This window comes from Parasporobacterium paucivorans DSM 15970, assembly GCF_900141895.1.
GTDB classification, from domain to species: domain Bacteria; phylum Bacillota; class Clostridia; order Lachnospirales; family Lachnospiraceae; genus Parasporobacterium; species Parasporobacterium paucivorans.
This window is the reverse complement of the sequence record NZ_FQYT01000009.1, coordinates 51,642-77,112: the sequence shown is the minus strand read 5'-3', so window position 1 is coordinate 77,112 and position 25,471 is coordinate 51,642. Positions and strand designations below refer to the sequence as shown.

Below are 25,471 nucleotides of genomic sequence, written 5' to 3'. Positions count from 1 at the left end.
AGGAGGAAATATGGAAAAACTACTAATCATCAATCCGGGTTCAACATCTACCAAAATAGCCGTGTATGAGGATGAAAAACAGCTGTTTGTGGAAAATATTAACCACGACAGCGAAACACTGACCAAATTCAGTGAAATCATGGATCAGTATGAATTCAGGAGAGACCTTATCTACAAAACCGTTGAAGAGAAAGGTGTGTCGTTGGACCAGCTGACAGCTGTAGTGTCCAGGGGAGGACTTCTGCCTCCAATTGAAGCAGGTGCCTACAGAGTAAATGAAGATATGGTTTGGCAGCTTAGAAACAAGCCGCAAAATGAACATGCTTCCAATCTTGGGGCGGTTATTGCTTTTGATATTTCAACTAAATACGATATCCCGGCTTTCATTTATGATGGCGTGACCGTAGATGAGATGCTTCCCCTTTTGAAAATAACAGGGCTTCCAGAGATGAGAAGAAAAGGTCTCGGACACAACCTGAATATGCGTGCAGCTGCTATGCGCTATGCAAAAGAGCATGACAAAGAATACAAGGATTGTTCATTGATTGTAGCCCATCTTGGAGGAGGAATTTCTGTCAGCCTTCACGAAGACGGACGTGTAGCAGATATCGTTAGTGATGAAGAGGGGCCATTCTCACCGGAACGAACCGGTGGACTTCCGCTTTTCCAGGTTATCGATATGGCAACCTCGGGAAAGTATGACAAAAAATCCCTGATGAAAATGGTTAAGAACAAAGGCGGTTTCGTTGCGTATTTTGGAACTACAGATACCCGTGAAGTGGAAAAGATGATGAAAGACGGCGATAAAAAAGCGGAAATGGTATATAAAGCCATGACTTTAAACATCGCCAAACACATTGCCAGCGAGGCGGCAGTCGTAAACGGAAACGTGGAAGCTGTCATCCTGACAGGCGGAATTGCTTATTCGGAAACCTTCACCGGCATGATTGCTGAGAGAGTTAAATTTATAGCGCCGGTCATTGTATATCCGGGAGAAAACGAGATGGAATCCCTTGCATTAGGCGGACTGCGTGTGCTCAGGGGAAAAGAAATGGCAAAAGAATTTCACAGATCGGAATAAAACTGCTGTTACATTCGTATAAATATATGCGAATCATATAGAATTTAATCAGACAAGAAAGGAGTTATATTATGGGACCAGAATTTCAGCCAATGAGAAGCTTGATTTATGTCGACTGCGTGAAGGAGGAGTACCGCCACAGATTACAGAACTGGCTATACCACTATCATGTGCCGGACAGTATTTCACAATTTGCGCCATATGTATCGAAGTATTGTTTTTATAATGCTCTGCCGACGCCTCCGGAAGGAGAACGGTTTGGTACAATTCGCCAGCAGCTCACGGAACATTACTGGATGGTGAATCCGTTCACAGAACATTTTAAGAACAAAGCTCTTACAGAATATTTCCCGTGCGATGTCCTTAAGTGGCAGGGAAACATTCCCGATGATGATCTTGAAGTGAATTTTGAAGGAGATGAGGCGAGATCTAAGGGCGGTCACAATGGCTGTGCCCCTTTCATATTTGCATTCCTCCCGCTTTGCTGGGAAGAGGATTTCAAAGGCAAGGAAAGAACGATAGAAAATGGACCAAATTACCGCTGGAACTTTGTAATGAAATATCCGGAGGGTACCTCGATGGAAGAAGGGGATAAGTGGTTTTATGAGAAAATGATTCCTGCCTTCCAGGAAATGCCGGAAGTGACCAGGATTCTTACGAGCAAAGTCATCCAGTCCATCAATGGCTGTGCTTTCCACCGAGTAGTAGAAATGTGGTTTGACGGACCAAATGCGTGGTATCAGGCTGCAGTTGTCAAAGCTAAAAATATTGAAAAACCATCCTGGGCAAGTGTAGATGCTTTTCCATATTTACAGGCGACTTTTGAATTTGATGGTATTTTTCTGACAGACTATGCTGCCAGTGACAACATGTCCCAGTATCGTGGATATCTTGCAATGCGCTAAAGTCAGAATAAATATTATGCTTTTAAGTGACTTCTGCCAAAGGCGGAAGTCCTTTTTATAAATTGAGAAAGGTAATTAGATAATGAGAAAAATTATGGCAACGGCCAGCTCGGCAATAATTATGCTATTGCTGGGACTAATCTATGCATGGTCTATATTTGTGGCACCACTTGAGAAAGAATTTGGTTGGACGAGGGACCAGACCTCCCTCACATTTACAATATGCATGTCCTTTTTCTGTATAGGAGGACTGGTAGCAGCCAGGATCCGAAAGAAAATCAATGTAAGTATTCTGCTGATTATCAATGCGATTGTAATCCTGATAGGGTTTCTACTGACTTCACGTCTGACCTCTCTGTGGCAGCTATATGTGTTCTATGGAGTGTTTTGTGGATTGTCGGTAGGGTCAGCATATAACTGCATCCTGAGCATCGTTCCTATGTACTATCCAAAGCGTATAGGAATCATAAATGGATCAATGCTGTTTTGTTTTGGTATGGGAGGACTTGTCCTGGGAACTGTTGCCAAAAAACTGATTAATATAATTGAGTGGAGGGAAACCTTCGTATATCTGGGAATTACTTTCATTGTGGTTTTCCTGGCGCTTGCGTTTTTTGTCCGAACACCTAAGAATTTGAATGCCATATGGAGTGATAAAAAAATCGATTCAGAAGTTCGAGACAGATCTCCCAAGGAAATGATCCGCCATCCATATTTTTGGATATTCAATATATGGCAGATATTCGTGAGTTCGCTGGGCTTGGCTTTGATAGGACATTCAGCCACGCTGGCAACAGAATTCAACGTGCCTGGCGGGATGATTGCTTTGGCGGTCGGTCTTGTCTCAGCCTCCAATGGATTAGGAAAATTTGCATTTTCAACCCTGTATGATATCAAAGGAAGAACATTTTCACTCACATTGTCATCGGTTCTGGGCCTTTTAGGGGTTATTTCTTTGATTTTATGCTTCAACACGGGCCTTCTGCCTTTCTTGGTGATCGGATATATATGCATCGGTTTGTCTTATGGTGCAGCACCTGGCAGCAATGCAACATTTACACGTAAACAGTTTGGTAATACATATTTCTCGACAAACTTTGCAATAAGCAGTTTTTCGCTGCTGGTAGCAGCCTTTTTAGGAACCTACCTGATCGGCATGGTCAGGGCGGCAAGCTCAAATTATCTGTCTTCCCTTATGATTATGGGAGTGTTTACTGTTCTGGCGATTATATTCGTGCAGTTCATGCGGAAAGAAAAGGCATAAGATATATATAAGATACGCAGAAAGGATATCACTTCGTGTGGTATCCTTTTTTGTTGAATTTCTAAAGAAAAACCTGAGTACATAAAGAAATAGCCAGTCCAGGAAGTTTTCCGGGACTGGCTATCAGCTGAAAGATTTTGCAAACCAGGGAAGCAGATACGCGCTCCTTATGCTTTGCGTATAAAAAATGAAATGAACAGGGATACAATTCCGACAATGGTCATAGTGATCAGTATGCCGGTAAAGCCGGAGGATGAAGACATGAAAGTCTGTGCGATGTTTGGTCCCCACAGGGATGCCACGATAAGCTGCAGGTTCATGACAGGCAGATTCACGGAGTAATTCCTGTTGCCGTAAAAGGTGTTGATAAAGGCCGAGGTATTGGATGGCGCTCCGCCATAGGCCAATCCGAGTGCAATGAAGCCAATTACGGTCAATATCAGGTTGCTTGACAGAACAGCCGCCAGAAGGATGAGAGATGCCAGTATAAGCAGGATGGCGTCTCCGGTGATAGCAGCCCGGTTTCCTTTTTTGTCGAAGATAGTTCCAAAGAGTACTCTTCCTAATCCATTAAATATACTTATTGTTCCGGCAACGATGACCAGACCCATTTCACCGATATTGCTGACAGAGGATGCCAGGGCGTTCGCATTTGGGATAATACATAACGCTGCACCGGACAGGAGTGTGCTCCAAAAGAAGAAAAACCAGAAGGAAGGTCTTTTGATCATCTCTTTGGGACCAACATCAAGGGCACCTTCCATAACCGGTTTTATCTTCTTGCCTGCTGCGGGAGCCGGAGGTGTATATCCGGCATCCGGTACGACCATGAAAAATATGGAAATAAACAGAATAATGGCAAAAGCGATACCTAAAATGATAAAGGAAGTTCTCCAGCCAACATTATTTTTGAGGATGTTGGCAACGGGACCTAAAATGAACCCGCCAAGTCCAAAGCCCATAAGCAAAAGCCCGGATATGAATCCCTGCTTGTCCTGAAACCACCTTGTTACGACGCTCATGACGGCATTGTAGACAAATCCGGCAGCCAGTCCTACAAGCACACCATAACCGAGGTAAAGGCTTGCTGCTGAATGGGAATTGGCAGCAATGGTAAGGCCGGCTGGAAATAAAATCAAAGCAATGATGATATTGATTTTTGCACTGGCTTTTTTGACAATCATTCCGCCAACCAGACCACCAATACAGAAAAAGACCATGCATATGGAAAAGGTCAAAGACAGGCTGCCAGCAGGTATGTTCAAAGCTCCACTTTCGATGTCGGCCCGAATCGGTTTTGAGATATTCGTCCATGCATAAATCAGTCCTGCGCACAACATAACGACAAATCCTGCAATTGCGTAAATCCAACGGTTAAATTTCATTTTAATCTCTCCTCTTGTTCTTTGTAGTTAAAATATTTTGTATTTCGCATTATATCATATTGTTTTTTCTTTTCCTATAACAAACCGGCATAAATATTAATTTAACAAATTTATCCTGGTTTTCTGAATGAAGGCCTGCCTTAAATAGGTTGCATTTATCGTTTAATTTGTTATAATACAGTTATAAATGAAACGCTCGGGAGGGAAAACGTGGAAAAACGCAACACATATAAGATACACGAAACCGGGAACATTGGAGAGGTTCATATTGCTGATGACGTAGTGGCTGTGATAGCCGGACTGGCTGCCACAGAGGTAGAAGGCGTCGGTTCCATGGCTGGGAACATCACTAACGAACTGGTGGCAAAACTGGGAAAGAAAAACCTGTCAAGAGGAGTCACAGTCGAACTTTGCGACAGTACGGTTTCCGTTAATATTTCCCTTAATATAGCTTACGGATACAATGTGATGGAAGTATCTGCCGCCGTGCAGGACAATGTAAAGGCCGCCCTTGAAAATATGACGGGTCTTGCCATTGCGGATGTAAATATCCGAATCGCAAGCGTTGTTACGGAAAAAGAACAGTAAATGTTTTCTGTCAGGAGATAAATATAGCATAATCAGGGGTGTCAATAAAGTGGACACCCTTTTTTAATAAACAGTTGTAACGGAGGATTTCAATGCAAAGAAGAGAATTACGAGAAAATATTTTTAAGCTGCTTTTTATTACACAGTTCCATGATAGAGAGGAACTGAAGGAGCAGATTGATTTGTATTTTGAAGATATGGAAAATATCAAAAATGAAGATAGAAAGTATATTTCTGAAAAAGTCACAGCCGTGACAGGAATGCTTGACGATATCGATAAAGTTATTGCCGGGGTGTCGGAAGGATGGAAACTGGATAGAATAACCGGGACTGATCTTTCAATTTTACGGCTCGCGTATTTTGAAATGAAGCACGATGATACCATCCCTGTGAACGTGGCAATAAACGAGGCGGTAGAAATTGCCAAAAAATATGGTACGGATGACTCGCCTTCTTTTGTTAATGGGATTCTTGCAAAATTGGTTTAGAGGACAGGTATGAATAATGTATATACTGTATCACAGGTCAATTCATATATAAAAAGGATTTTCACCCAGGACTATGCTCTTTCCAACATATATATCAAGGGTGAAGTTTCAAACTGCAAATATCACTCATCAGGTCATATCTATTTTACACTGAAGGATAAATCATCAGTAATTGCAGCCGTAATGTTTGCCGGAAACCGTTCAGGACTAAGCTTCAGACTGGAAGATGGACAAACGGTCATCGCCTTGGGCGGTATAAATGTGTATGAGAGAGATGGAAAATACCAGCTATACGCAAAACAAATCCTGCTGGACGGCGCCGGCATTTTATATCAGCAGTATGAGGAATTGAAAACCCGTCTGGGTGAAATGGGAATGTTTTCTGAGGAGTACAAAAAACCTATCCCGGCATACGCCCTTAAAGTAGGTATAGTTACGGCTAAAACCGGAGCAGCCATTCAGGATATCATAAATGTCGCCAAAAGAAGAAATCCATACGTGAAATTATATCTTTATCCGGCAAAAGTTCAGGGTGAAGGGGCTGGTGCTTCGATTGTTAAAGGCATAGAAACCCTGGACAGAGTGGGACTGGACACAATCATAATTGGCAGAGGCGGCGGCTCCATTGAAGACTTATGGGCCTTTAACGAGGAAATCGTTGCCCGTGCCATCTTTAACTGCCAAACACCGGTAATCTCTGGTGTTGGACACGAAACAGACACGACCATTGCCGATTACGTCGCAGACATGAGAGCACCAACACCGTCTGCAGCATGTGAACTGGCAGTATTTGATTATTACGGGCTTGAGAAGAATCTTTCGGATGCCGGATATACAATGTACAAGCTGTTAAGGGATAAACTGGACCGGACCAGAGAAAGGCTGGATAATGCCGGGGTCAGGATGAAATATTTGAGTCCAGTGAACCAGATTTACCAGAAGAAACAGTATACTGCAGATTTAGAAACAAAATTGGCCGAAAGAATATCCCGCAGAATCAGGGAAACCCGCCATGAAATTGCTATTTCGGCAGAAAAACTCAATGGTCTTTCGCCGTTAGCCAGATTGAATAAAGGATATGCGTTCGTCACGGATGAATCCGGGAAAGCCATTAAGAGTGTGGAAAACATCAATACGGACGACCTTGTAATAATAGAACTTCAGGACGGTCAGATTACGTCCAAGGTTACCAATATAACCAAACGAGGTGAAGAGTATGCCAAAAGCTAAGAAAGAACCTGATATTTCATTGGAAGAAATGCTCAGCCAGATTAATGAAATAATCATTAAAATGGATCAGCCGGACATTCCCCTGGATGAGTCTTTTTCCTTATATAGGGAGGGCGTTAAGCTGATTCAATCATGCAATGAGAAGATAGATAAAGTTGAAAAGGAAGTAACAATACTTAACGAAGGAAGCATACAGGAAGATCATGAATTTTAATGTAGAACTAAAAACACGGATAGCACATATCGACGAAGTGTTGAACAGCTTCCTGCCTCCTGCCGCGGGATACCAGCAGATTGTGCAGGAAGCCATGCGTTATAGTGTACTTGGAGGCGGAAAGAGGATTCGTCCTATCCTGATTCATGAAACGTATCTGCTTTGCGGTGGTAGGGATTGCTCCATAACAGAGCCTTTTATGGCGGCCATGGAGCTGATTCACACCTATTCCCTGATTCACGACGACTTGCCTGCCATGGACGATGATGAATACAGAAGAGGCAGAAAAACTACGCATGTCGTGTATGGGGAAGCTGTCGGAATCCTTGCGGGGGATGCCCTTTTAAATTATGCCTTCGAAATTATACTTCAACAGATTATAGAGTCAGAAGACTCAAAGAAAATGGCCAGGGCAGCAGCCATTTTGGCCAGAAAATCCGGTGTGTTTGGGATGATTGGTGGCCAGACGGCAGATGTAGTAAATACAGGACTGCCTTTGGATACAAGAAAGCTGGATTTCATCTATTCTTTGAAGACCGGTGCCTTGATTGAGGCATCCATGATGATAGGGGCAGTACTGGCAGACTCAGATGATCAAACAATCTCTCTGATGGAAGAAACAGCTTCAGAAATCGGAAGGGCTTTTCAGATCCGTGACGACATTCTGGATCTCACGGGGACTATGGAAGAAATAGGGAAACCTGTTTTAAGTGATGAAAAAAACAAGAAGACTACCTTTGTTACACTGAATGGATTAAATGAATCAGAGTCGGAGGTTCGTAGTCTTTCGTCCTCCGCCATAGACAAATTGAATTCCATGGATAGGAAGAATGATTTTCTCATTGAACTGATACGTTATCTCACCATAAGAAATAAGTAAGAAGGAATAACTGTGATACTTAAGAAAATAAACATGGAAAATGATATTAAAAGAATACCCAGAGAGGACTATGATTCGCTTGCTGCGGAAATCAGGGAATTTCTGATTGATAAAATCTCCAGGACGGGCGGACATCTTGCGTCCAATCTGGGGGTTGTAGAGCTGACAATGGCAATGCACATTGTATTCGACCTGCCCAAGGATAAAATTGTCTGGGATGTCGGTCACCAGTCCTATACCCACAAGCTATTAACCGGCCGGAGGGACGATTTTGAAACTCTGCGCTGCTACGGCGGAATGAGTGGATTCCCGAAAAGAAGGGAAAGTGAATGCGACAGCTTTGATACCGGCCACAGCTCTACATCCATCTCAGCGGGTCTTGGCATCGTACGTGGGAATGAAATACTTAATAAGGATGGAATGGTCATTTCGGTAATCGGGGACGGAGCGTTAACCGGAGGAATGGCCTATGAGGCATTGAATAATGCAGCACAGCTTAAACGGAATTTCATAATAATCCTTAATGATAACAACATGTCCATTTCTGAAAATGTCGGTGGAATATCCCGCTATCTGGATAAATTGAGGGTAGACAAATCCTACAATGATTTCAAGGATGAAATAGAAAATACGCTGAACCGGGTGCCTATGGTTGGGGAGAGTCTTGTCCGGCAGCTCAAGAAAACTAAAAGCTCCCTCAAACAGCTTCTGATTCCGGGCATGTTTTTTGAAGATATGGGAATTACGTATCTTGGCCCCGTTGACGGACATAATGTGAATCAGCTCATCAGTATCATGAAAGAGGCAAAAAAGCTCAACCAGCCTGTATTGATTCATGTACTGACCAAAAAAGGGAAGGGGTACCTTCCGGCCGAGAGGCATCCGGATGTTTTTCATGGGGTCGGTCCTTTTGACAAAGAGACAGGCAAGCTTAAGAAAAAGAAAGAGAAACCCGATTATACGGATGTATTTTCCCTTGCGCTTGTAAAAGAAGCGGAGAAGAATAAAAAAATTGTGGCCATCACAGCGGCCATGCCGGATGGAACCGGTCTGAAAAGATTTAAAGAAAGCTTCCCGGAACGTTTTTTCGATGTGGGAATTGCAGAAGGCCATGCTGTCACCTTTGCGGCCGGGCTTGCATCAACCGGTTTGAAGCCTTTTGTGGCTATATATTCATCTTTTCTCCAAAGAGGCTTTGATCAGATTATTCATGATGTCTGCATCCAGAATCTGCCTGTAATATTTGCGGTGGACAGAGCAGGGCTTGTAGGGAGCGACGGAGAAACCCATCATGGAGTCTTCGATATTTCCTATATGAATCTGATTCCAAACCTGAACATCATGGCACCTAAGAATAAGTATGAACTGGCAGCGTCTATTCAGTTTGCATCTGAGTTTAATGCTCCCTTGGCAATCAGATACCCAAGAGGAGAAGCTTTCGACGGACTTAAAGAATACCGGCTGCCCATTGAATTCGGTAAATGTGAAGTCATTTATAAAGAAAGAGGAATCGCTATCCTTGCCGTGGGATCCATGGTGGAAACTGCCATTGAAGTACGTGAAATACTTAAGAAAAAGGGACTTTACGTTTCTCTGGTGAATGCAAGGTTTATCAAACCTTTCGATGAGGCTGCCATTATGGAGCTCTCAAAGGACCATGATTACCTGATAACCATGGAAGAAAACGTTCTTAACGGCGGCTTCGGACAAAGCGTTTTAGGGTATGCTGCTTCTGTGGGATTAGATATGGAAGTCATAAATATAGCCCTTCCCAACGGGTATATCGAACATGGAAATGTGGACACATTAAAAAAGGCTGGAAATATTGATGCTGCCTCAATTGTGAAAAAAATCGAAATAAAAATCGGAATTGAAAACGGGAATGATATAATATGAAAGAACGATTAGATGTTTTACTCGTACAAAAAGGTCTCGTGGCTACCAGACAAAATGCCAGGGCAGTGATTATGTCCCGGGAAGTATTTGTTAATGGTCAGAGGGAAGATAAATCGGGAACCTCCGTAGATACGGAAGCGGAAATCGAACTCAGAGGAAATACCCTCCGATACGTCAGCCGGGGCGGACTTAAGCTGGAGAAGGCGCTGGAAACCTTCCATGTCAACGTAGAGGGGCTGGTCTGCATGGACATCGGAGCATCTACCGGTGGGTTTACGGACTGCATGCTGCAAAACGGTGCCAAAAAAGTGTATGCGGTGGATGTGGGACACGGCCAGCTGGCATGGAAACTGCGAAATGACGAAAAAGTTGTGACAATGGAGAAATTCAATGTCCGCTATATAACCAAAAACGATGTGGCAGATATGATTGAATTTGCATCGGTAGATGTATCCTTTATCTCGCTTGATAAAATCCTGCCCGCTGTCAGAGAACTGCTCGTGCCGGGTGCCAAAATGGTATGCCTGATCAAGCCCCAGTTTGAGGCAGGCAGGGATAAAGTAGGAAAAAAGGGCGTTGTACGGGATAAGGAAACGCATTTGGAAGTAATCGAAAAGGTTTTTGCCTTTACAAAAGCAAATAGCTTTAACATCCTGGGTCTTGAATATTCACCTATCAAGGGACCCCAGGGAAATATTGAGTATCTGATGTATATCGAAAAAACACAAGAGGAAGGGCTTGTTTTTTCAGAGGCTGACATGACCTCGACCGTATTACGGGCTCATGATGAACTGGACAAACAGAGGACAGATAATGAATAGTTTTTTTGTGGTCACCAATCCTATCAAAGATCCTGAATTCAAAATAACCGACCAGATTGAAAAATATTTAAAAGACAGAGGGGCCTCTTGTACTAAAAGCGTTTTCAAGACAGCACAGGAGCACCAGAATTATGATTTCATCAATCCGGATGAGGTTCCTGAAAAAATCCAATGCATTCTGGTGATTGGAGGGGACGGGACCCTCATCCATGCCGCCAAGGAAATGGCTGCGAAAGGAATTCCCGTACTCGGAATCAATTTCGGGAATCTGGGATATCTGGCGGAAGTAGAGAAGAACAATATCGGTGAATCCCTGGATCGACTGCTTAAAGATGAATATCATATTGAGCAGAGAATGATGCTTGAGGGGAAAATACTCCGAAACGATAGTGTCATTGCAGAAAATATTGCATTAAATGATATCGTCATCAACCGCTGCGGATCGCTCCGTATAATCGGATACAAGATATATGTAAATGGCCAGCTTCTGAATCAGTATAACGCAGATGGAATCATTGTATCCACCCCCACCGGAACGACCGGATACAATCTATCGGCAGGAGGCCCCATTGCCCAGCCTACATCGAGTATTATCGTCGTAACACCGATATGTGCGCACACCCTTAACTCAAGAAGCATCGTATTTTCCGAGGATGTGACCATCGAAATCGAGATAATGCAGGACAAGAATTTGAAGCAGAACCGCAGAATACTGGTATTTGATGGAGAAAACGACGTGATACTGGAGGACAGCGACAGGGTAATCATTACGAAAGCAGACTTATCCGCGAAGATTATTAAGCTTAATAAGATGAGCTTTTTAGAATTATTAGGAAAGAAGATGAGATAATGAAAATCACCAGACACCGGAAAATAATCGAACTTATCAATATCCATGATATTGAAACCCAGGAGGAACTGGCCAGGATGCTTATTGAATCTGGCTATAATGTTACCCAGGCTACCATTTCCAGGGACATTCGTGAACTCCAGCTCACGAAAGTCGCAGCCAGGGATGGAAAACAGAAATATGTCATGCTCCATACAAAACCGGCCGATATGAATGAAAAGTACCTTCGGGTCTTAAGTGACGGATTTACGGGCATGGAAATGGCACAAAATATTCTGGTGATAAAAACTGTATCCGGCATGGCTATGGCGGTAGCGGCTGCGCTGGATGAACTGAATTTCAATGAAATTGTAGGTTGTATAGCAGGGGACGATACCATAATGTGTGCCGTTCGTTCGGTGGAAGATACATTCAAGCTGACAGGAAAGATAAACAATATTTTAGAAATCCATACAGCCAAATAATGTGAAGGAGGACTGCATAATCAATGTTAGTGAATTTGCATGTTAAAAATCTTGCACTTATAAGGGATATTGATATCAGCTTCGGAGAGGGACTGAACATTCTGACCGGTGAGACGGGTGCCGGTAAGTCCATTATCCTTGGTTCCATCAATGCCGCGCTGGGAGGTAAGGTTTCCAGTGACCTGATACGTACGGGAGCCGATCATGCTCTTGTAGAACTTGTATTTCAAACTGAGGATCCTCATGTAAGACATTGTCTTCAGAAAGAGGATATTTCGTTCGAGAACGGACAAATCATCATTTCGAGAAAAATCACCAATGGACACAGTATCTCCAAGGTAAACGGAGTTACGGTCACATTATCAAAACTGAGACAGATTACTTCTGATCTCGTCGACATCCACGGTCAGCATGATCATCAGTCTCTGCTGAACAAATCCAGACACATAGAAATCCTTGATACGTACGGGGGGACAGAAATCGCAGATCTCGCAGGCCAGGTGTCTGACAAATACCGGGAAATCCGAAGGCTTAAGCAGGAGCTGGAAGGTTATAACCTGGACGAAGAACAGCGGCTTAGGGAAATGTCATTGTATGAGTATGAGTTGAACGAAATAGATAATGCCCATCTGATTATAGATGAGGATGAAAGTCTGGAATCGGAATATAAGAAACTTTCCAACGGCATGAAAATTATGGAAGTTCTGTCTTCTGTGGAATCTCTGAATATTGGAGATGAAATGGGAGAGGCAGTGAAAAGCCTGAAGAATATCTCAAACTATGACGAACGTCTGCAGGAGCACTATGATCAGCTTCTTGAGCTGGAAAGCATTTTCAGTGATTTCATGAGAGGCATAAATTTATATATGGGCGAATTCTCTTATGATGAGCAGGCGGTCTATGAAGTTGAGAACAGGCTGAATCTGATCAACAAAATGAAAAGCAAGTATGGGAAATCTATCTCCAAAATCCTGGCTTACGGAGAAGAAGCGGCCTCCAGGCTTGAAGTATTAAAGGATTTTGAAACAAGAAAAAGCTGTCTGGAAAATGTGATTGAAAAAGAAATGGCCAAACTCACTGAAATTGCCATAAGCTTATCTGTACTCCGTAAAGAAGCTGCAGAAAGACTTGAAAAAGAAATAAGAAAATCTCTTGAGGACCTGAACTTCAATGATGTGCGGTTCGAAATCGAATTTGTCCCATTAGCGGAGGCATCACAAAAGGGGATAGATGGGGTGGAATTTATGATTTCCACAAATCCGGGGGAACCAATACGCCCCCTTAAGGACGTAGCTTCCGGCGGTGAGCTTTCCAGGATCATGCTGGCGATCAAGACCATCATGGCACAGAAGGATAATATAAACACGCTGATATTTGATGAAATCGACACAGGTATCAGTGGACGCACCGCAGGGCAGGTTGCCCGGAAGCTCAGTCACGTTTCCAGAAACCATCAGGTTATTTGCATCACACATCTGCCGCAGATTGCATCTATGGCTGACCTGCATTTTCGAATTGATAAACGAGTAAATGAGGGTGCCACAATTGTTGAAGTCAACCGGCTGGACAGAGAAGAGTCCATTGATGAGCTTTCCAGAATCCTCGGTGGAATCCATATTACGGATACGGTAAGACATAACGCATCTGAAATGCTCGATGAGGCTGAAAAGCTCAAGAAATCATTTACCCCTGTCTGATACCTGTTATGTCGGGCTCGATTATCATGGAAAAGTTTGTGTGGTAAATTACAAACCCCGGTTTTGAGCCGCCAGGTTTACGTATATTCTTTTTCAGGGAGTAATCGACTTCAACTTTTTCCAGACTTCTTCCCTTTGAATAATAGGCTGCCAGTCTGGCCGCTTCCTCAAATACCAGATCGGGCAGTTCCCTTCCTTCAGACTTCACAATAACATGAGAGCCGGGTATTCCTTTCGCATGAAACCACCAGTCATTTCCTCCGGCAAGCTTGAATGTAATGTATTCATTCTGCAGGTTGTTTTTTCCAACATAAATATGATAGCCTTCTGACGAAATGAAATGCAGCGGGTTGCTCTCTGTACGTCTTTTATTCTTTTCGGATCTCCTTCGGATATATCCACTCTGAACCAGCTCTTCCCTGATTTCGGAAATGTCTCCTTCATCCTGGGCCATATCGAGTGCCATGCTGACTGATTCCAGGTGTGTTATTTCATCTGAAGTCTGCTTGATGATTTCTGCAAGGGCTTCATTTGTCCGTTTCATTTTTCCGTATTTATCAAAATACCTCTTGGCATTTTCAATGGGAGACATTGTTGGATCCAGGGGTATGGCTATTTCTTCATCATCATAATAATTTACGGTTACGAGTTTATCTGAACCAGGCTTAAGGTTATATCCATAAGCTGTTATGAGCTCCCCGTAAATCTTGAATTTATCTCTTTTTTCGGTATCCTGCAATTGCTTAAGCTGAAGATCGTATTTTTTATAATCCTTCTGGAGGGTGTTCTGTATTATCTGCCTTAATTCGATAGTTTTCTGACGGATACGGGTCACTTCATCTTTTTCACTGAAGTATGTTTCAAGTATTTCACTGATGCTTTCGCTCTGCTTTACAGGAAGTCCCTCGTAAACAGACAGGGGTATGGCAGAAAACTCCACAGGAATTTTTTTTTCGTAGAATATGCAGGGAGCAAAGATTTTATTTTTCACATCTTTCATCATGGAAGTGATGGAGCCGAGCAGCCGCATTTTCTCTTCAGGCATAAGCTCATTTATTGTCCTGAAAGGCTCAATGGATGCTCTGTGGCAGATTTCCTGGGCCACAACTGGGCTTAAACCCGTCATGGAGGTATATAGTGCCTTGTAGGCTTCCATTGGCTTTTGTGATATTTCTTCAAACTTCTCTGCGGTCATCTCCAATGGATTTATTTTATCAGCCGTATTGGGGATAAAATAATCCCTGCCTGGAAGAACTTCCCGGACGGAACTGACATTGGAGGATATATGTTTAATGCTGTCGACAATACGGTTTTCTTCATTGCAAAAAATGATGTTGCTGTGTTTCCCCATTAATTCCACGATGAGGGTTTTTCTTCTTTTGTCGCCCAAATCATCAAAATGTTCCAGGCTGATATTTATTACACGCTCCAGCCCAGGCTGGGTGATGCCTGTGATTTTGGCGTTGTTGATATGCTTGCGGAGGAGCATGCAGAAGTTTGGCGCTGTCATGGGGTTTTGTTTGTTTTTGTCTGTGAGATACATTAGGGGCAGGGATGCTCCTGCAGAAATCAAAAGTCTGTATTGGGATGCATTATTTTTTATTGTAAGCAGCAGCTCATCTTTTTCTGGTTGGGATATTTTTGTTATCCTGCCGCCCGTAAGGGTGGAGTCCAGTTCATGAACCAGGGCGCTGACAGTAATTCCATCTAAAGCCATAATAACCTCCTATATCTTTTATATTAGATGATTCTATAATCTTAATCACTTTAAGTCAACCGTTAACTGACCGGTCTCCGGGACTTCCGTCTGCTTGACTGATTTCAGTAAATGAATTATAATAGCTCTTTAAATATCAAAAAAGACGTGAATCTGGAAAGTGGGATTTATGATTAAAAGTATGACAGGATTTGGCCGGGCGGAGATTTTTGAGAATAACCGCAAAGTGATTGTGGAGATCAAATCTGTGAACCACAAATACTTTGATTTAAGCCTGAAAATGCCAAAAAAATTGAATCTGCTGGAGACCGCAGTTCGAAATACCGTGAAACAACAGATTCAAAGAGGTAAGATAGATCTGTATATTTCCTATGAAGATTCAGGGTCCGGCAACACAAGCCTTAAGTATAACGAAGTTCTTGCGGAAGAATATATTTCCTATTATAAAAGAGTGGAAGAATCATTTGGTCTGGATAACGATATGAAGGCTTCCGTGCTTTTGAGATGTCCGGAAGTGCTTATTATGGAAGAACAGAGCCCCGATGAGGATGAGCTTTGGGGTGCCATTCAAAAGGCACTGCAGGAAGCTTTGGATAACTTTGTCGAATCAAGATTGAAGGAAGGGACTTCACTGAAAATAAATATTTCGGAAAAGCTTGACATAATGCTTGCACATGTTGTATTTATAGAAGAACGTTCTCCACAGATTGTTTCGGACTATCGTAAGAAAATTGATGAGAAAATCAGGGAACTTGTTGAGAATGTCCAGATTGACGAGTCAAGACTGGCGGCTGAAGTGGTTATTTTTGCCGACAAGGTCTGTGTAGATGAAGAAATTGTCAGACTTAAAAGTCATATTATGAATACAAAAGATGTACTTGAATCTGGGGACGGAATGGGAAGGAAATTGGACTTCATTGCCCAGGAAATGAACCGGGAAGCCAACACCATTTTATCCAAGACAAACGACATGGAAATATCCAGCATCGGGATTGAATTAAAAACAGAGATTGAAAAAGTCAGGGAACAGATACAAAATATTGAATAACAAAGGAGATGTATGGAAAGATTAATTAACATTGGTTATGGGAATGTTGTTAATTCCGGGAAAGTAGTCTCTGTATTGAATCCGGATTCCGCGCCTATAAAAAGACTGATCCAGTCTGCAAAGGACAATGGAAATGCAGTGGATGCGACCCAGGGCAGACGCACCCGGTCTGTGATAATCGCAGACGGGAATTATGTCATTCTGTCTGCTCTTATGCCGGACACCATAGCCGGACGTTTTAATGAAAATCATAATGAAATGCCAAAAGGGGAAAGCAATGAGTAAAAAAGGGATATTAACGGTAATTTCCGGATTTGCCGGCACCGGTAAAGGAACAATCATCAAGAGACTTATAAGTTCTTACGGAAGTCGTTATACTCTCTCTGTGTCAGCCACAACCAGGAAACCAAGACCCGGTGAAATCGAAGGAAAGGAATATTTCTTTAAGTCCGTAGAAGAGTTTCAGGAAATGATTGAAAAAGACGAACTTCTGGAGCATGCACAATACGTCGACAATTTTTATGGAACGCCCAAAAACTTTATCATGAATGAAATGGATAACGGGAAAGATATTATCCTGGAAATAGAGATTCAGGGTGCCTTGAAGGTGAAAGAAAAATATCCGGATACTGTGCTGGTTTTCGTATTGCCTCCCAGTGCCGAAGAGTTGAGAAGACGGCTCGTTTCCCGTGGAACGGAGGACGAGGCGACTATACAGGCAAGGCTTGCGCGTGCATGTGAAGAGTCAACAGAAATGGAAAAGTATGACTATATCATCGAAAATGGTGTTTTGGATGAAAGCGTGAATGAAATCCACAGGGTCATCCAGAGTGAACACTGCAGGACATTCAGAAATATTGACCGGATAAATACTATCAAAGAAGAGCTTAAAAGCTTATAGGAGGAACAAATATGTTACATCCATCATATACGGATTTAATGGAAGTTGTAAATAGTGATGTGGAAGTAGGAGAGCAGCCGGTAGTACAGAGCAGATATTCTATCGTGAACGCTACTTCAAAAAGAGCGAGACAGATCATTGCCGGAGAAGAGCCTCACATAAGCGGAGCTTGCGGTATGAAACCCCTGTCTATCGCTATTGACGAATTATATCAGTCAAAGGTTAAGATTGTCAGTGACGAAGATACAAAGGAAAATGTATAGATGAATTTATTATTTATATCCCTTGGCTGTGATAAGAACCTGGTAGATTCGGAAGAGATGCTGGGGATCCTTAACAGCAGGGGCTATTCATTCACGGATGACGAGGAGGAAGCAGATGCAGTTATTGTCAATACCTGCTGCTTTATAAATGATGCGAAGGAAGAAAGCATTAACACGATCTGTGAGATGGCCAGACTGAAGAAAAACGGAAGGTGTAAAGCCCTCATAGTGACCGGCTGCCTTGCCCAGCGATACAAAGATGAAATCACTAATGAAATACCTGAAGTGGATGCACTTGTTGGAACGGATGCCTATAATGAAATAGGTGCTGCTCTGGACGCTGCCATGAATGGCGACAGAACCATGCGCTTTGAGGCAGACAGCAGGCATCCGGTGACGAAAAGCGGAAGAGTGCTCACTACGGGTGGTCATTTTGCGTACCTTAAAATTGCAGAAGGCTGCGATAAATATTGCACATACTGTATCATCCCGTCGATAAGGGGGGCTTACCGCAGCCGTCCGATGGAAGAACTGGTGGATGAAGCCAGAACTTTGGCTGAAAAGGGCGTAAAGGAACTTATATTGGTTGCTCAGGAAACTACCTTGTATGGAACGGATATCTATGGAAAGAAAATGCTTCATGAGCTTCTGAAGAAGCTTTGCGAAATACAGGATCTTGTATGGATCAGGCTGCTATACTGCTACCCGGAGGAGATTACCGGAGAACTGATCCAAACCATTAAAACAGAAGAAAAAATATGTAAATATATCGACATGCCAATACAGCATGCCAGCGATAATGTGTTAAAAAGAATGGGACGAAGAACCAATAAACAGCAGCTTATAGACATCATTGCATCCATAAGGAAAGAAATACCAGAAATTGTGCTGCGTACTACACTGATTAGCGGTTTTCCCGGTGAGACCAGTGAAGATCATGAAGAACTGCTGGAATTTGTTGACCGGATGGAATTTGACAGGCTCGGTGTTTTTGCTTATTCCCAGGAAGAGGATACCCCCGCAGCCACTATGCCAGATCAGGTAGATGACGAAGTCAAGCTGCAGAGAAGAGACGAAATAATGCAGCTGCAGCAGGAAATTGTTTTCGAAAATGCGGAAGCAATGAAGGGCAAGAAACTTCTGGTTATGATTGAAGGAAAGCTGACCGATGAAGATGTTTATGTGGGCAGGTCCTACATGGACAGTCCCAATGTAGATGGAAATGTTTTTGTGAATACAAATTGGGAATTAATGACCGGAGATTTTGTGACTGTAGATATAACAGGTGCATCGGGCTATGATCTTATAGGAGAAATCATGTAGGTTATTGATTGCCGGAAATGGGGTTGAAATGAATTTACCAAATAAACTAACGATTATAAGGGTCTGTTTCATACCTTTTTATGTATTCTTCCTGCTTTCCGGGATGTTCGGGGATGCTGGAAAATACATTGCTACAATTCTGTTCATAGTCGCTTCCGCAACGGACTGGCTGGACGGGTACCTTGCCAGAAGGGATAATCTGGTAACGGATTTTGGAAAATTCATGGATCCGCTTGCAGATAAGCTTTTAGTCAGCTCTGGTCTGATTTGTTTTGCATCCATGCAGCTGCTGCCGGCTTGGATTGTAATTATTATAATCAGCCGTGAATTCATTATCAGCGGGTTCAGACTGGTTGCATCCACAAAAGGAACAGTTATTGCCGCCGGATGGTGGGGCAAATACAAGACAGTGGCACAGATGATCATGGTAATACTTTTGTCGCTGAATCTGAATAATGCTGCGTTTAATGTATTGGAACAGATTTTCATCTATCTGTCAACGATACTGACCATTATATCATTGATCGACTATCTTGTTAAAAATCAGGATATTCTTAAAGAGGGAAGCCGATAGCTATGACTGCTGAACTGATAAGTGTTGGGACTGAACTTTTATTAGGAAACATTGTTAATACGAATGCCCGGTATCTGGCCACGCAGTGTGCAGAACTGGGCTTTTCGGCATTTAATCAGACGGTTGTCGGCGACAATGAACCCCGCCTTGCGGACGCCCTGCAGACGGCCCTTGAAAGATCGGATATAGTGATACTGACGGGCGGATTGGGACCCACACGGGATGATTTGACCAAGGAGACCACCGCCGGGCTTCTGAAAAGAAACCTGGTCCGTGACGAACGATCCTTCCAAAGGATTAAATCCTACTTTTCGGGGAGAAACATTAAGGATATTGCATGCAATAATTACAAGCAGGCCGATATCATTGAAGGTTCTATTGTTTTAGATAATGATGATGGCACAGCCCCTGGACTGATTGTCGAACATGAGGGGAAAATCATCATACTGCTGCCTGGTCCACCTAAAGAAATGACGGAAATGTTTAGGAACAAAGCATATCCATACCTGGTAGGCAAAACAGACGGGACAATATTTTCGTCAGTCATAAGACTCATCGGAATCGGAGAGAGCAAAGTTGCAGAAATGGTGGATGACCTGATAAACGGCAAGAATCCAACCATGGCCACCTACGCCAAAGAGGGAGAGGTAATGCTCCGTCTCACAGCGAAGGCCACGACCCGTGAAGATGCCATGGATATGCTGAAACCTCTTCAGGAAGAAACAAGAAAGCGTTTTACTGGATATATCCTGACTGAGAATCCGGATGAATCGCTGGAAGAAATCGTAGTCGGTCTCCTCAAAAAGGCGGGTCTATCTCTGTCTTCGGCTGAATCCTGCACAGGAGGTCTTCTGGCTGGCAGGATAATTAACGTATCAGGGGTCTCGGAGATTTTCAAAGAAGGGTTTGTCACGTACTCGAATGAAGCGAAAGTGAAAAGGCTGGGCGTTCCCACTGCGACCTTGGAAGAATTCGGTGCCGTAAGCGTAGAGACTGCCAAAGCCATGGCTCAGGGCTGCGCCAGAGCAACTGGAACGGATGTGGCAATAGCAACCACAGGGATTGCAGGTCCTGATGGCGGAACCATCCATAAACCAGTTGGTCTCGTATATATAGCATGCTCATTCGGGGGCAATACTGTTGTTGAAGAATATTTTTTCAAGGGAAGCAGAGACAGGGTAAGGGAGCAGACAATAATCAGGGCCCTTGATCTTATAAGAAAGATTTTAGGATAAGGTGGATGGCACATATCTTTTGATATAGATATGTGCCGTTTTTTCTTGAATTGAAATATCTATAATGATATAATTTAAAAGGATTCTATCGATTCTTCTATTTTGCCGATATTCTGGCATTTTCCCACTATTATATGATTTAAATTGTATTGACATTCATCCAAAATTAGTTTATCATTAAAACGAACATAAGTTCGATTGAAAAGGAGAGATATAATGGAGAAAAACGATAAGATTAAAGTATTGGATGCTGCGGTTTCGCAGATTGAAAAACAGCACGGCAAAGGCTCTATTATGAAACTGGGAGAAAACAGAACTTCCATGAATGTAGCGACAGTTCCAACAGGTTCACTTGGATTAGATATAGCACTTGGTCTTGGAGGAATACCCAAAGGCCGTATCATAGAAATATATGGACCGGAATCCAGCGGTAAGACTACGGTCGCACTGCATATGATTGCCGAGGTTCAGAAACTTGGTGGAATAGCCGGCTTTATTGATGCGGAACATGCCCTGGATCCTGTGTATGCAAAATCGATAGGCGTAGATATTGATAATCTTTATATTTCACAGCCGGACTACGGAGAACAGGCCTTGGAAATCACGGAGACGTTGGTTCGATCTGGTGCCGTGGATATTGTTGTAATCGATTCAGTAGCAGCCCTGGTTCCAAAAGCAGAAATCGACGGCGAAATGGGTGATTCCCACATGGGACTGCAGGCAAGGCTTATGTCCCAGGCTTTAAGGAAATTAACAGCCGTAGTTGGAAAAACAAACTGCATCGTCATATTTATCAATCAGCTCAGGGAAAAAATCGGCGTGATGTTCGGGAATCCGGAAACGACCACTGGTGGAAGGGCGTTGAAGTTTTATTCATCGATCCGTATGGACGTCAGAAGAATCGAGACGCTGAAGCAGGGCGGTGAGATGATCGGCAACAGGACAAGGGTTAAAATTGTAAAGAACAAGATTGCACCTCCTTTCAAAGAAGCTGAATTTGATATTATGTACGGAAAAGGAATTTCCAAGGTAGGTGAGATTCTGGATCTTGCCGCCGAGGTCGATATTATCAATAAAAGCGGCGCATGGTACGCATACAATGGCGAAAAAATAGGACAGGGACGCGAGAATTCCAAAACTTTCCTTCAGGCAAATCCGGAAATACTCGAGAATATCGATCGGGCTGTACGTGAAAAGTATGGTATTGCCTCCGGAACCAATGCAGCGAATACGGTCGCAGAATCTAATGAAAACGAATAAAACCAACAGTCTTAAAACCGGGAAGGAACGTGCTCTTTTTATACTGCAGCATTCTGCCAAAACGGAATTTGAAATGAGAAGCAAGTTGATGGCGGAAGACTACGAGAGGGAGATTATCGATTCGATAATCTCCTTTCTTAAAGAATATAAATATATTGATGACTTCAGATATGCAGAAATATATATCAATGGAAGGTCTGTAAAGAAGAGTTATAAACAGATTGAATTCGAACTGATCGCCAAGGGGATAGACCGGGATATCGTCAGAGAGGTGATATGTCAGTTCGATTCGGACCAGACGGAAACAATACTCAGCCTCCTTTTGAAAAAGAAAATTATATGGCAGGAAGCGGATGAAAAATCAAAGCAGAAATCTATTGCTTCTCTTATGAGAAAAGGCTTCCGATATGAACAGATTAACCTTGTAATCAAAGGGCTTGAAAAGCTTGAAATACCTAGGTGAAAACATCTTTATCCGCTTGACATAACTTATAAAACGGTATAAAATTAATATGTTGTATTTGTACAATGAAAACTAGATAAGGGGGTGCACCTGTGCTGGAAACGATTATAGCAGTTGTGATAACTGTATGTATTGTTGCTCCTGTTGCCTGGCTTCTTTCCCAAAACTACAGAAAGAAATATGTCGAAACGAAAATAGGTAGTGCGGAAGAGAAATCAAGAGAAATCATAGATGAGGCATTGAAAACTGCTGAAACTAAGAAGAGGGAGGCTCTTTTGGAAGCCAAAGAGGAATCTTTGAAAACCAAAAATGAGCTGGAAAAGGAAACCAAGGAAAGACGGGCAGAATTACAACGTTACGAACGCAGAGTTCTTCAGAAAGAGGAGTCTTTGGACAAAAAATCCGAAAACCTGGAGAAGAAAGAAACATTATTCGCAAAAAGGGAAGAGGATATTGTCACAAAGCAGGCTGAAATTGAAGAACAGGCAAAACAGCTGACACAGGAACTGGAGAGAATCTCTGGTCTGACCTCCGAACAAGCAAAAGATATTCTGTTAAAATCAGTCGAAGAAGAAGTGAAGACTGAAACTGCTAAACTAGTGAAAGAACTTGAAAACAAAGCTAAAGATGAGGCTAATAAAAAAGCCAAAGAATACGTTGTTACAGCGATACAGCGATGTGCTGTTGACCACGTATCTGAAACAACGATATCGGTTGTACAGCTGCCTAATGATGAAATGAAGGGAAGAATCATTGGCAGGGAAGGACGCAATATCCGTACCTTAGAGACATTGACCGGCGTAGATCTCATTATTGACGATACACCGGAAGCTGTTATCTTATCATCGTTTGATCCGATAAGACGAGAAATAGCCAGAATTGCTCTGGAAAAACTAATCGTAGACGGACGTATTCATCCGGCAAGGATTGAAGAGATGGTTGAAAAGGCACAGAAGGAAGTCGATGCAACGATACGTGAAGAAGGAGAGGCTGCCACACTGGAAGTTGGCGTGCATGGTATTCATCCGGAATTAATCAGATTACTGGGCAGGATGAGATATCGTACAAGTTACGGTCAGAATGCATTGAAACATTCGATTGAAGTTGCATATCTTGCGGGGCTTTTAGCCTCAGAGGTTGGCGAAGATATCAGGATGACCAAAAGAGCGGGACTTTTACATGACATTGGAAAATCGGTTGATCATGACATGGAAGGATCCCACATTCAGATTGGCGTCGATTTATGTAAGAAATACAAGGAATCTGCAATAGTAATTAACGCAGTCGCCTCACATCATGGTGATGTGGAGCCCGAATCTCTGATAGCATGCCTTGTACAGGCGGCTGATGCAATATCAGCGGCAAGACCAGGAGCCAGAAGAGAGACTCTTGAAACTTATACTAAGAGACTGACCCAGTTGGAGGATATAGCCACCTCATTTAAAGGCGTTGAAAAATCTTTTGCTATTCAGGCGGGCAGGGAAATCAGAGTTATGGTTGTTCCGGAGCAGATTAGCGATGCCGACATGGTATTGCTGGCGAGAGACATTTCCAAACAGGTTGAAGCTGAGCTTGAATATCCTGGTAATATTAAAATTAATGTAATAAGAGAATCAAGAGTAGTCGATTATGCAAAATAAAAACAAAAAAAGCGTGATTATATCGCGCTTTTTTGTTAATATAAAATATAATAATTTTATTGGAGGCACTGTATGTCATTGGAATTTTCAAGAAAAGCTTTAGAGGTAAAACCATCTTCCACCCTTGCTATAACTGCAAAATCAAAAGAATTGAAGTCAAAAGGATTGGATATAGTAGGTTTCGTGGCGGGGGAACCGGATTATAATACACCAGACTATATATGCGAAGCAGCCATTACGTCTATTCGTGAAGGCTTTACAAAATACACAAATGCTTCAGGAATGCCTGAACTTAAAGCTGCCATTTCCGAAAAATTCAAGGCCGATAATAATCTTGAATATAAGCCTGACCAAATTGTCATAAGCAATGGCGGAAAGCACTCTCTGACAAATATATTCACGGCATTGTTGAATCCCGGTGACGAGGTGATCATTCCGGTGCCTTACTGGCTGAGCTATCCGGAAATTGTTCGACTGGCCTCAGGAGTACCAGTATTTGTGAAAGGTGAAAAGTTAGACGGATTTAAAGTGACACCCGAAAAACTGCAGGCAGTGACGACAGACAAGACGAAAGTATTGGTTCTCAATTCTCCGAATAACCCTACTGGAATGATGTACTCCAGAGATGAACTGCAGGCTATTGCCGATTATGCTGTAAAGAATAATATTTATGTCATTTCCGACGAAATTTATGAAAAACTGACATATGGGGATAATAAGCATATCAGCATTGCCTCGCTTGGAAACGATATATATGAAAGAACCATCACAGTAAATGGTTTATCAAAGAGCTATGCCATGACAGGGTGGAGGATTGGCTTTACTGGTTCATCACTGGCGATTGCAAAATTGATGTCCGGCATTCAGAGTCATCAGACCTCAAATCCAAATTCCATTGCGCAGAAGGCGGCAATAGCTGCTTTAGAAGGCGACCAGCAGCCAGTACTGGATATGAAAAATGAGTTTGAAGAAAGGAAAAAACTGATTTATCGTCTTCTTGGGGAAATAGATTATCTTTCTGCATTAGAGCCGCAAGGAGCTTTTTATCTTTTTGTAGATTTGTCTGGCATACTGGATATGAAATATAAAGGGGAGACTCTGGAATCAGCTGCTAAAGTGGCACGAATTCTGATAGAAGATTTTCTGCTTGCAGTCATTCCATGTGCTGACTTCGGTGCACCCGAGTATATGCGCCTTTCATATGCCATTTCTCGGGAACAGATAGAAAAAGGTATGGGGCGTATTGCAGATTTTGTCAAAAGCCTGGAAAAATAATACAAGGGA

Annotated in this window: 26 protein-coding genes; 24 read left to right on the top strand and 2 right to left on the bottom strand. The window is 42.7% G+C overall.

Annotated features, from left to right (window positions below; all coding sequences use genetic code 11):
* Positions 1-10: 10 nt before the first annotated feature.
* From buk to BUA79_RS05460, 3 genes are all read left to right on the top strand, one after another.
* On the top strand, positions 11-1,081 hold the full coding sequence (gene buk, locus BUA79_RS05470; RefSeq protein ID WP_073993360.1) for a butyrate kinase: 1,071 nt from the start codon (positions 11-13) through the stop codon (positions 1,079-1,081).
* 71 nt (positions 1,082-1,152) lie between these two features.
* Positions 1,153-1,986, top strand: coding sequence for an acetyl-CoA hydrolase (locus tag BUA79_RS05465; RefSeq protein ID WP_073993359.1), 834 nt, complete (start codon positions 1,153-1,155; stop codon positions 1,984-1,986).
* An 82-nt stretch (positions 1,987-2,068) separates the two neighbouring features.
* Positions 2,069-3,250 (top strand): MFS transporter, encoded by a 1,182-nt coding sequence (locus tag BUA79_RS05460; protein ID WP_094757323.1) that lies wholly within the window; start codon positions 2,069-2,071, stop codon positions 3,248-3,250.
* Positions 3,251-3,417: 167 nt separating this feature from the next.
* Here BUA79_RS05460 and BUA79_RS05455 read toward each other — a convergent pair whose 3' ends face one another.
* The gene (locus tag BUA79_RS05455) at positions 3,418-4,635 is read right to left on the bottom strand and encodes an MFS transporter (protein ID WP_073993357.1); all 1,218 of its coding nucleotides are present in this window, start codon (positions 4,633-4,635) and stop codon (positions 3,418-3,420) included.
* A 210-nt stretch (positions 4,636-4,845) separates the two neighbouring features.
* On the opposite strand from BUA79_RS05455, the gene BUA79_RS05450 reads away from it, so the two are divergent.
* The 10 genes from BUA79_RS05450 (at position 4,846) to recN (ending at position 13,763) form a co-directional block, all read left to right on the top strand.
* Entirely contained in the window at positions 4,846-5,223 is a 378-nt protein-coding gene (locus BUA79_RS05450; RefSeq protein ID WP_073993356.1) for an Asp23/Gls24 family envelope stress response protein, read from the top strand.
* Positions 5,224-5,315: 92 nt separating this feature from the next.
* Positions 5,316-5,711 (top strand): transcription antitermination factor NusB, encoded by a 396-nt coding sequence (gene nusB / locus BUA79_RS05445; RefSeq protein WP_073993355.1) that lies wholly within the window; start codon positions 5,316-5,318, stop codon positions 5,709-5,711.
* A 9-nt stretch (positions 5,712-5,720) separates the two neighbouring features.
* Entirely contained in the window at positions 5,721-6,941 is a 1,221-nt protein-coding gene (gene xseA / locus BUA79_RS05440; RefSeq protein ID WP_073993354.1) for an exodeoxyribonuclease VII large subunit, read from the top strand.
* Entirely contained in the window at positions 6,928-7,155 is a 228-nt protein-coding gene (xseB, locus tag BUA79_RS05435; RefSeq protein WP_073993353.1) for an exodeoxyribonuclease VII small subunit, read from the top strand. The genes xseA and xseB overlap by 14 nt, the downstream gene beginning before the upstream one ends.
* Positions 7,145-8,035, top strand: coding sequence for a polyprenyl synthetase family protein (locus BUA79_RS05430; protein WP_073993352.1), 891 nt, complete (start codon positions 7,145-7,147; stop codon positions 8,033-8,035). Before xseB ends, BUA79_RS05430 begins: the two co-directional genes overlap by 11 nt.
* A gap of 12 nt (positions 8,036-8,047) precedes the next feature.
* Positions 8,048-9,931, top strand: a complete 1,884-nt coding sequence (dxs, locus tag BUA79_RS05425) for a 1-deoxy-D-xylulose-5-phosphate synthase (RefSeq protein ID WP_073993351.1) — start codon at positions 8,048-8,050, stop codon at positions 9,929-9,931.
* Complete coding sequence (locus BUA79_RS05420; RefSeq protein ID WP_073993350.1) at positions 9,928-10,752, top strand: TlyA family RNA methyltransferase; 825 nt, start codon at positions 9,928-9,930, stop codon at positions 10,750-10,752. The genes dxs and BUA79_RS05420 overlap by 4 nt, the downstream gene beginning before the upstream one ends.
* Positions 10,745-11,602, top strand: coding sequence for an NAD(+)/NADH kinase (locus BUA79_RS05415; RefSeq protein ID WP_073993349.1), 858 nt, complete (start codon positions 10,745-10,747; stop codon positions 11,600-11,602). Before BUA79_RS05420 ends, BUA79_RS05415 begins: the two co-directional genes overlap by 8 nt.
* A complete protein-coding gene (gene argR, locus BUA79_RS05410) occupies positions 11,602-12,066 on the top strand; it encodes an arginine repressor (RefSeq protein ID WP_073993348.1) in 465 nt (154 codons plus the stop codon). The genes BUA79_RS05415 and argR overlap by 1 nt, the downstream gene beginning before the upstream one ends.
* A 23-nt stretch (positions 12,067-12,089) precedes the next feature.
* The gene (recN, locus tag BUA79_RS05405) at positions 12,090-13,763 is read left to right on the top strand and encodes a DNA repair protein RecN (RefSeq protein ID WP_073993347.1); all 1,674 of its coding nucleotides are present in this window, start codon (positions 12,090-12,092) and stop codon (positions 13,761-13,763) included.
* Here recN and BUA79_RS05400 read toward each other — a convergent pair.
* Positions 13,750-15,480, bottom strand: a complete 1,731-nt coding sequence (locus BUA79_RS05400; RefSeq protein ID WP_073993346.1) for an Rqc2 family fibronectin-binding protein — start codon at positions 15,478-15,480, stop codon at positions 13,750-13,752. The two genes, recN and BUA79_RS05400, sit on opposite strands and share 14 nt — an antisense overlap.
* 169 nt (positions 15,481-15,649) lie before the next feature.
* Between BUA79_RS05400 and BUA79_RS05395 the strand changes: the two genes are divergently transcribed.
* From BUA79_RS05395 to BUA79_RS05345, 11 genes are all read left to right on the top strand, one after another.
* Positions 15,650-16,528 (top strand): YicC/YloC family endoribonuclease, encoded by an 879-nt coding sequence (locus tag BUA79_RS05395; RefSeq protein ID WP_073993345.1) that lies wholly within the window; start codon positions 15,650-15,652, stop codon positions 16,526-16,528.
* Positions 16,529-16,540: 12 nt separating this feature from the next.
* A complete protein-coding gene (locus BUA79_RS05390; protein WP_073993344.1) occupies positions 16,541-16,813 on the top strand; it encodes a DUF370 domain-containing protein in 273 nt (90 codons plus the stop codon).
* On the top strand, positions 16,806-17,429 hold the full coding sequence (gene gmk, locus BUA79_RS05385) for a guanylate kinase (protein ID WP_073993343.1): 624 nt from the start codon (positions 16,806-16,808) through the stop codon (positions 17,427-17,429). The genes BUA79_RS05390 and gmk overlap by 8 nt, the downstream gene beginning before the upstream one ends.
* Positions 17,430-17,440: 11 nt before the next feature.
* Positions 17,441-17,692 (top strand): DNA-directed RNA polymerase subunit omega, encoded by a 252-nt coding sequence (rpoZ, locus tag BUA79_RS05380; protein ID WP_073993342.1) that lies wholly within the window; start codon positions 17,441-17,443, stop codon positions 17,690-17,692.
* Positions 17,693-19,015 (top strand): 30S ribosomal protein S12 methylthiotransferase RimO, encoded by a 1,323-nt coding sequence (rimO, locus tag BUA79_RS05375; protein ID WP_073993341.1) that lies wholly within the window; start codon positions 17,693-17,695, stop codon positions 19,013-19,015.
* 28 nt (positions 19,016-19,043) lie between these two features.
* Complete coding sequence (gene pgsA / locus BUA79_RS05370; RefSeq protein ID WP_073993383.1) at positions 19,044-19,589, top strand: CDP-diacylglycerol--glycerol-3-phosphate 3-phosphatidyltransferase; 546 nt, start codon at positions 19,044-19,046, stop codon at positions 19,587-19,589.
* Between the two features lie 2 nt (positions 19,590-19,591).
* Positions 19,592-20,824 (top strand): competence/damage-inducible protein A, encoded by a 1,233-nt coding sequence (locus BUA79_RS05365; protein WP_073993340.1) that lies wholly within the window; start codon positions 19,592-19,594, stop codon positions 20,822-20,824.
* Between the two features lie 216 nt (positions 20,825-21,040).
* Positions 21,041-22,084, top strand: a complete 1,044-nt coding sequence (gene recA / locus BUA79_RS05360; protein WP_073993339.1) for a recombinase RecA — start codon at positions 21,041-21,043, stop codon at positions 22,082-22,084.
* Positions 22,071-22,547 carry a regulatory protein RecX gene (locus tag BUA79_RS05355; RefSeq protein ID WP_073993338.1) on the top strand — a complete coding sequence of 159 codons (477 nt, stop codon included), beginning with the start codon at positions 22,071-22,073 and terminating at the stop codon, positions 22,545-22,547. Before recA ends, BUA79_RS05355 begins: the two co-directional genes overlap by 14 nt.
* Positions 22,548-22,678: 131 nt before the next feature.
* Complete coding sequence (rny, locus tag BUA79_RS05350) at positions 22,679-24,187, top strand: ribonuclease Y (protein WP_408633825.1); 1,509 nt, start codon at positions 22,679-22,681, stop codon at positions 24,185-24,187.
* Between the two features lie 72 nt (positions 24,188-24,259).
* Positions 24,260-25,462 carry a pyridoxal phosphate-dependent aminotransferase gene (locus tag BUA79_RS05345; protein ID WP_073993337.1) on the top strand — a complete coding sequence of 401 codons (1,203 nt, stop codon included), beginning with the start codon at positions 24,260-24,262 and terminating at the stop codon, positions 25,460-25,462.
* Positions 25,463-25,471 lie beyond the last annotated feature (9 nt).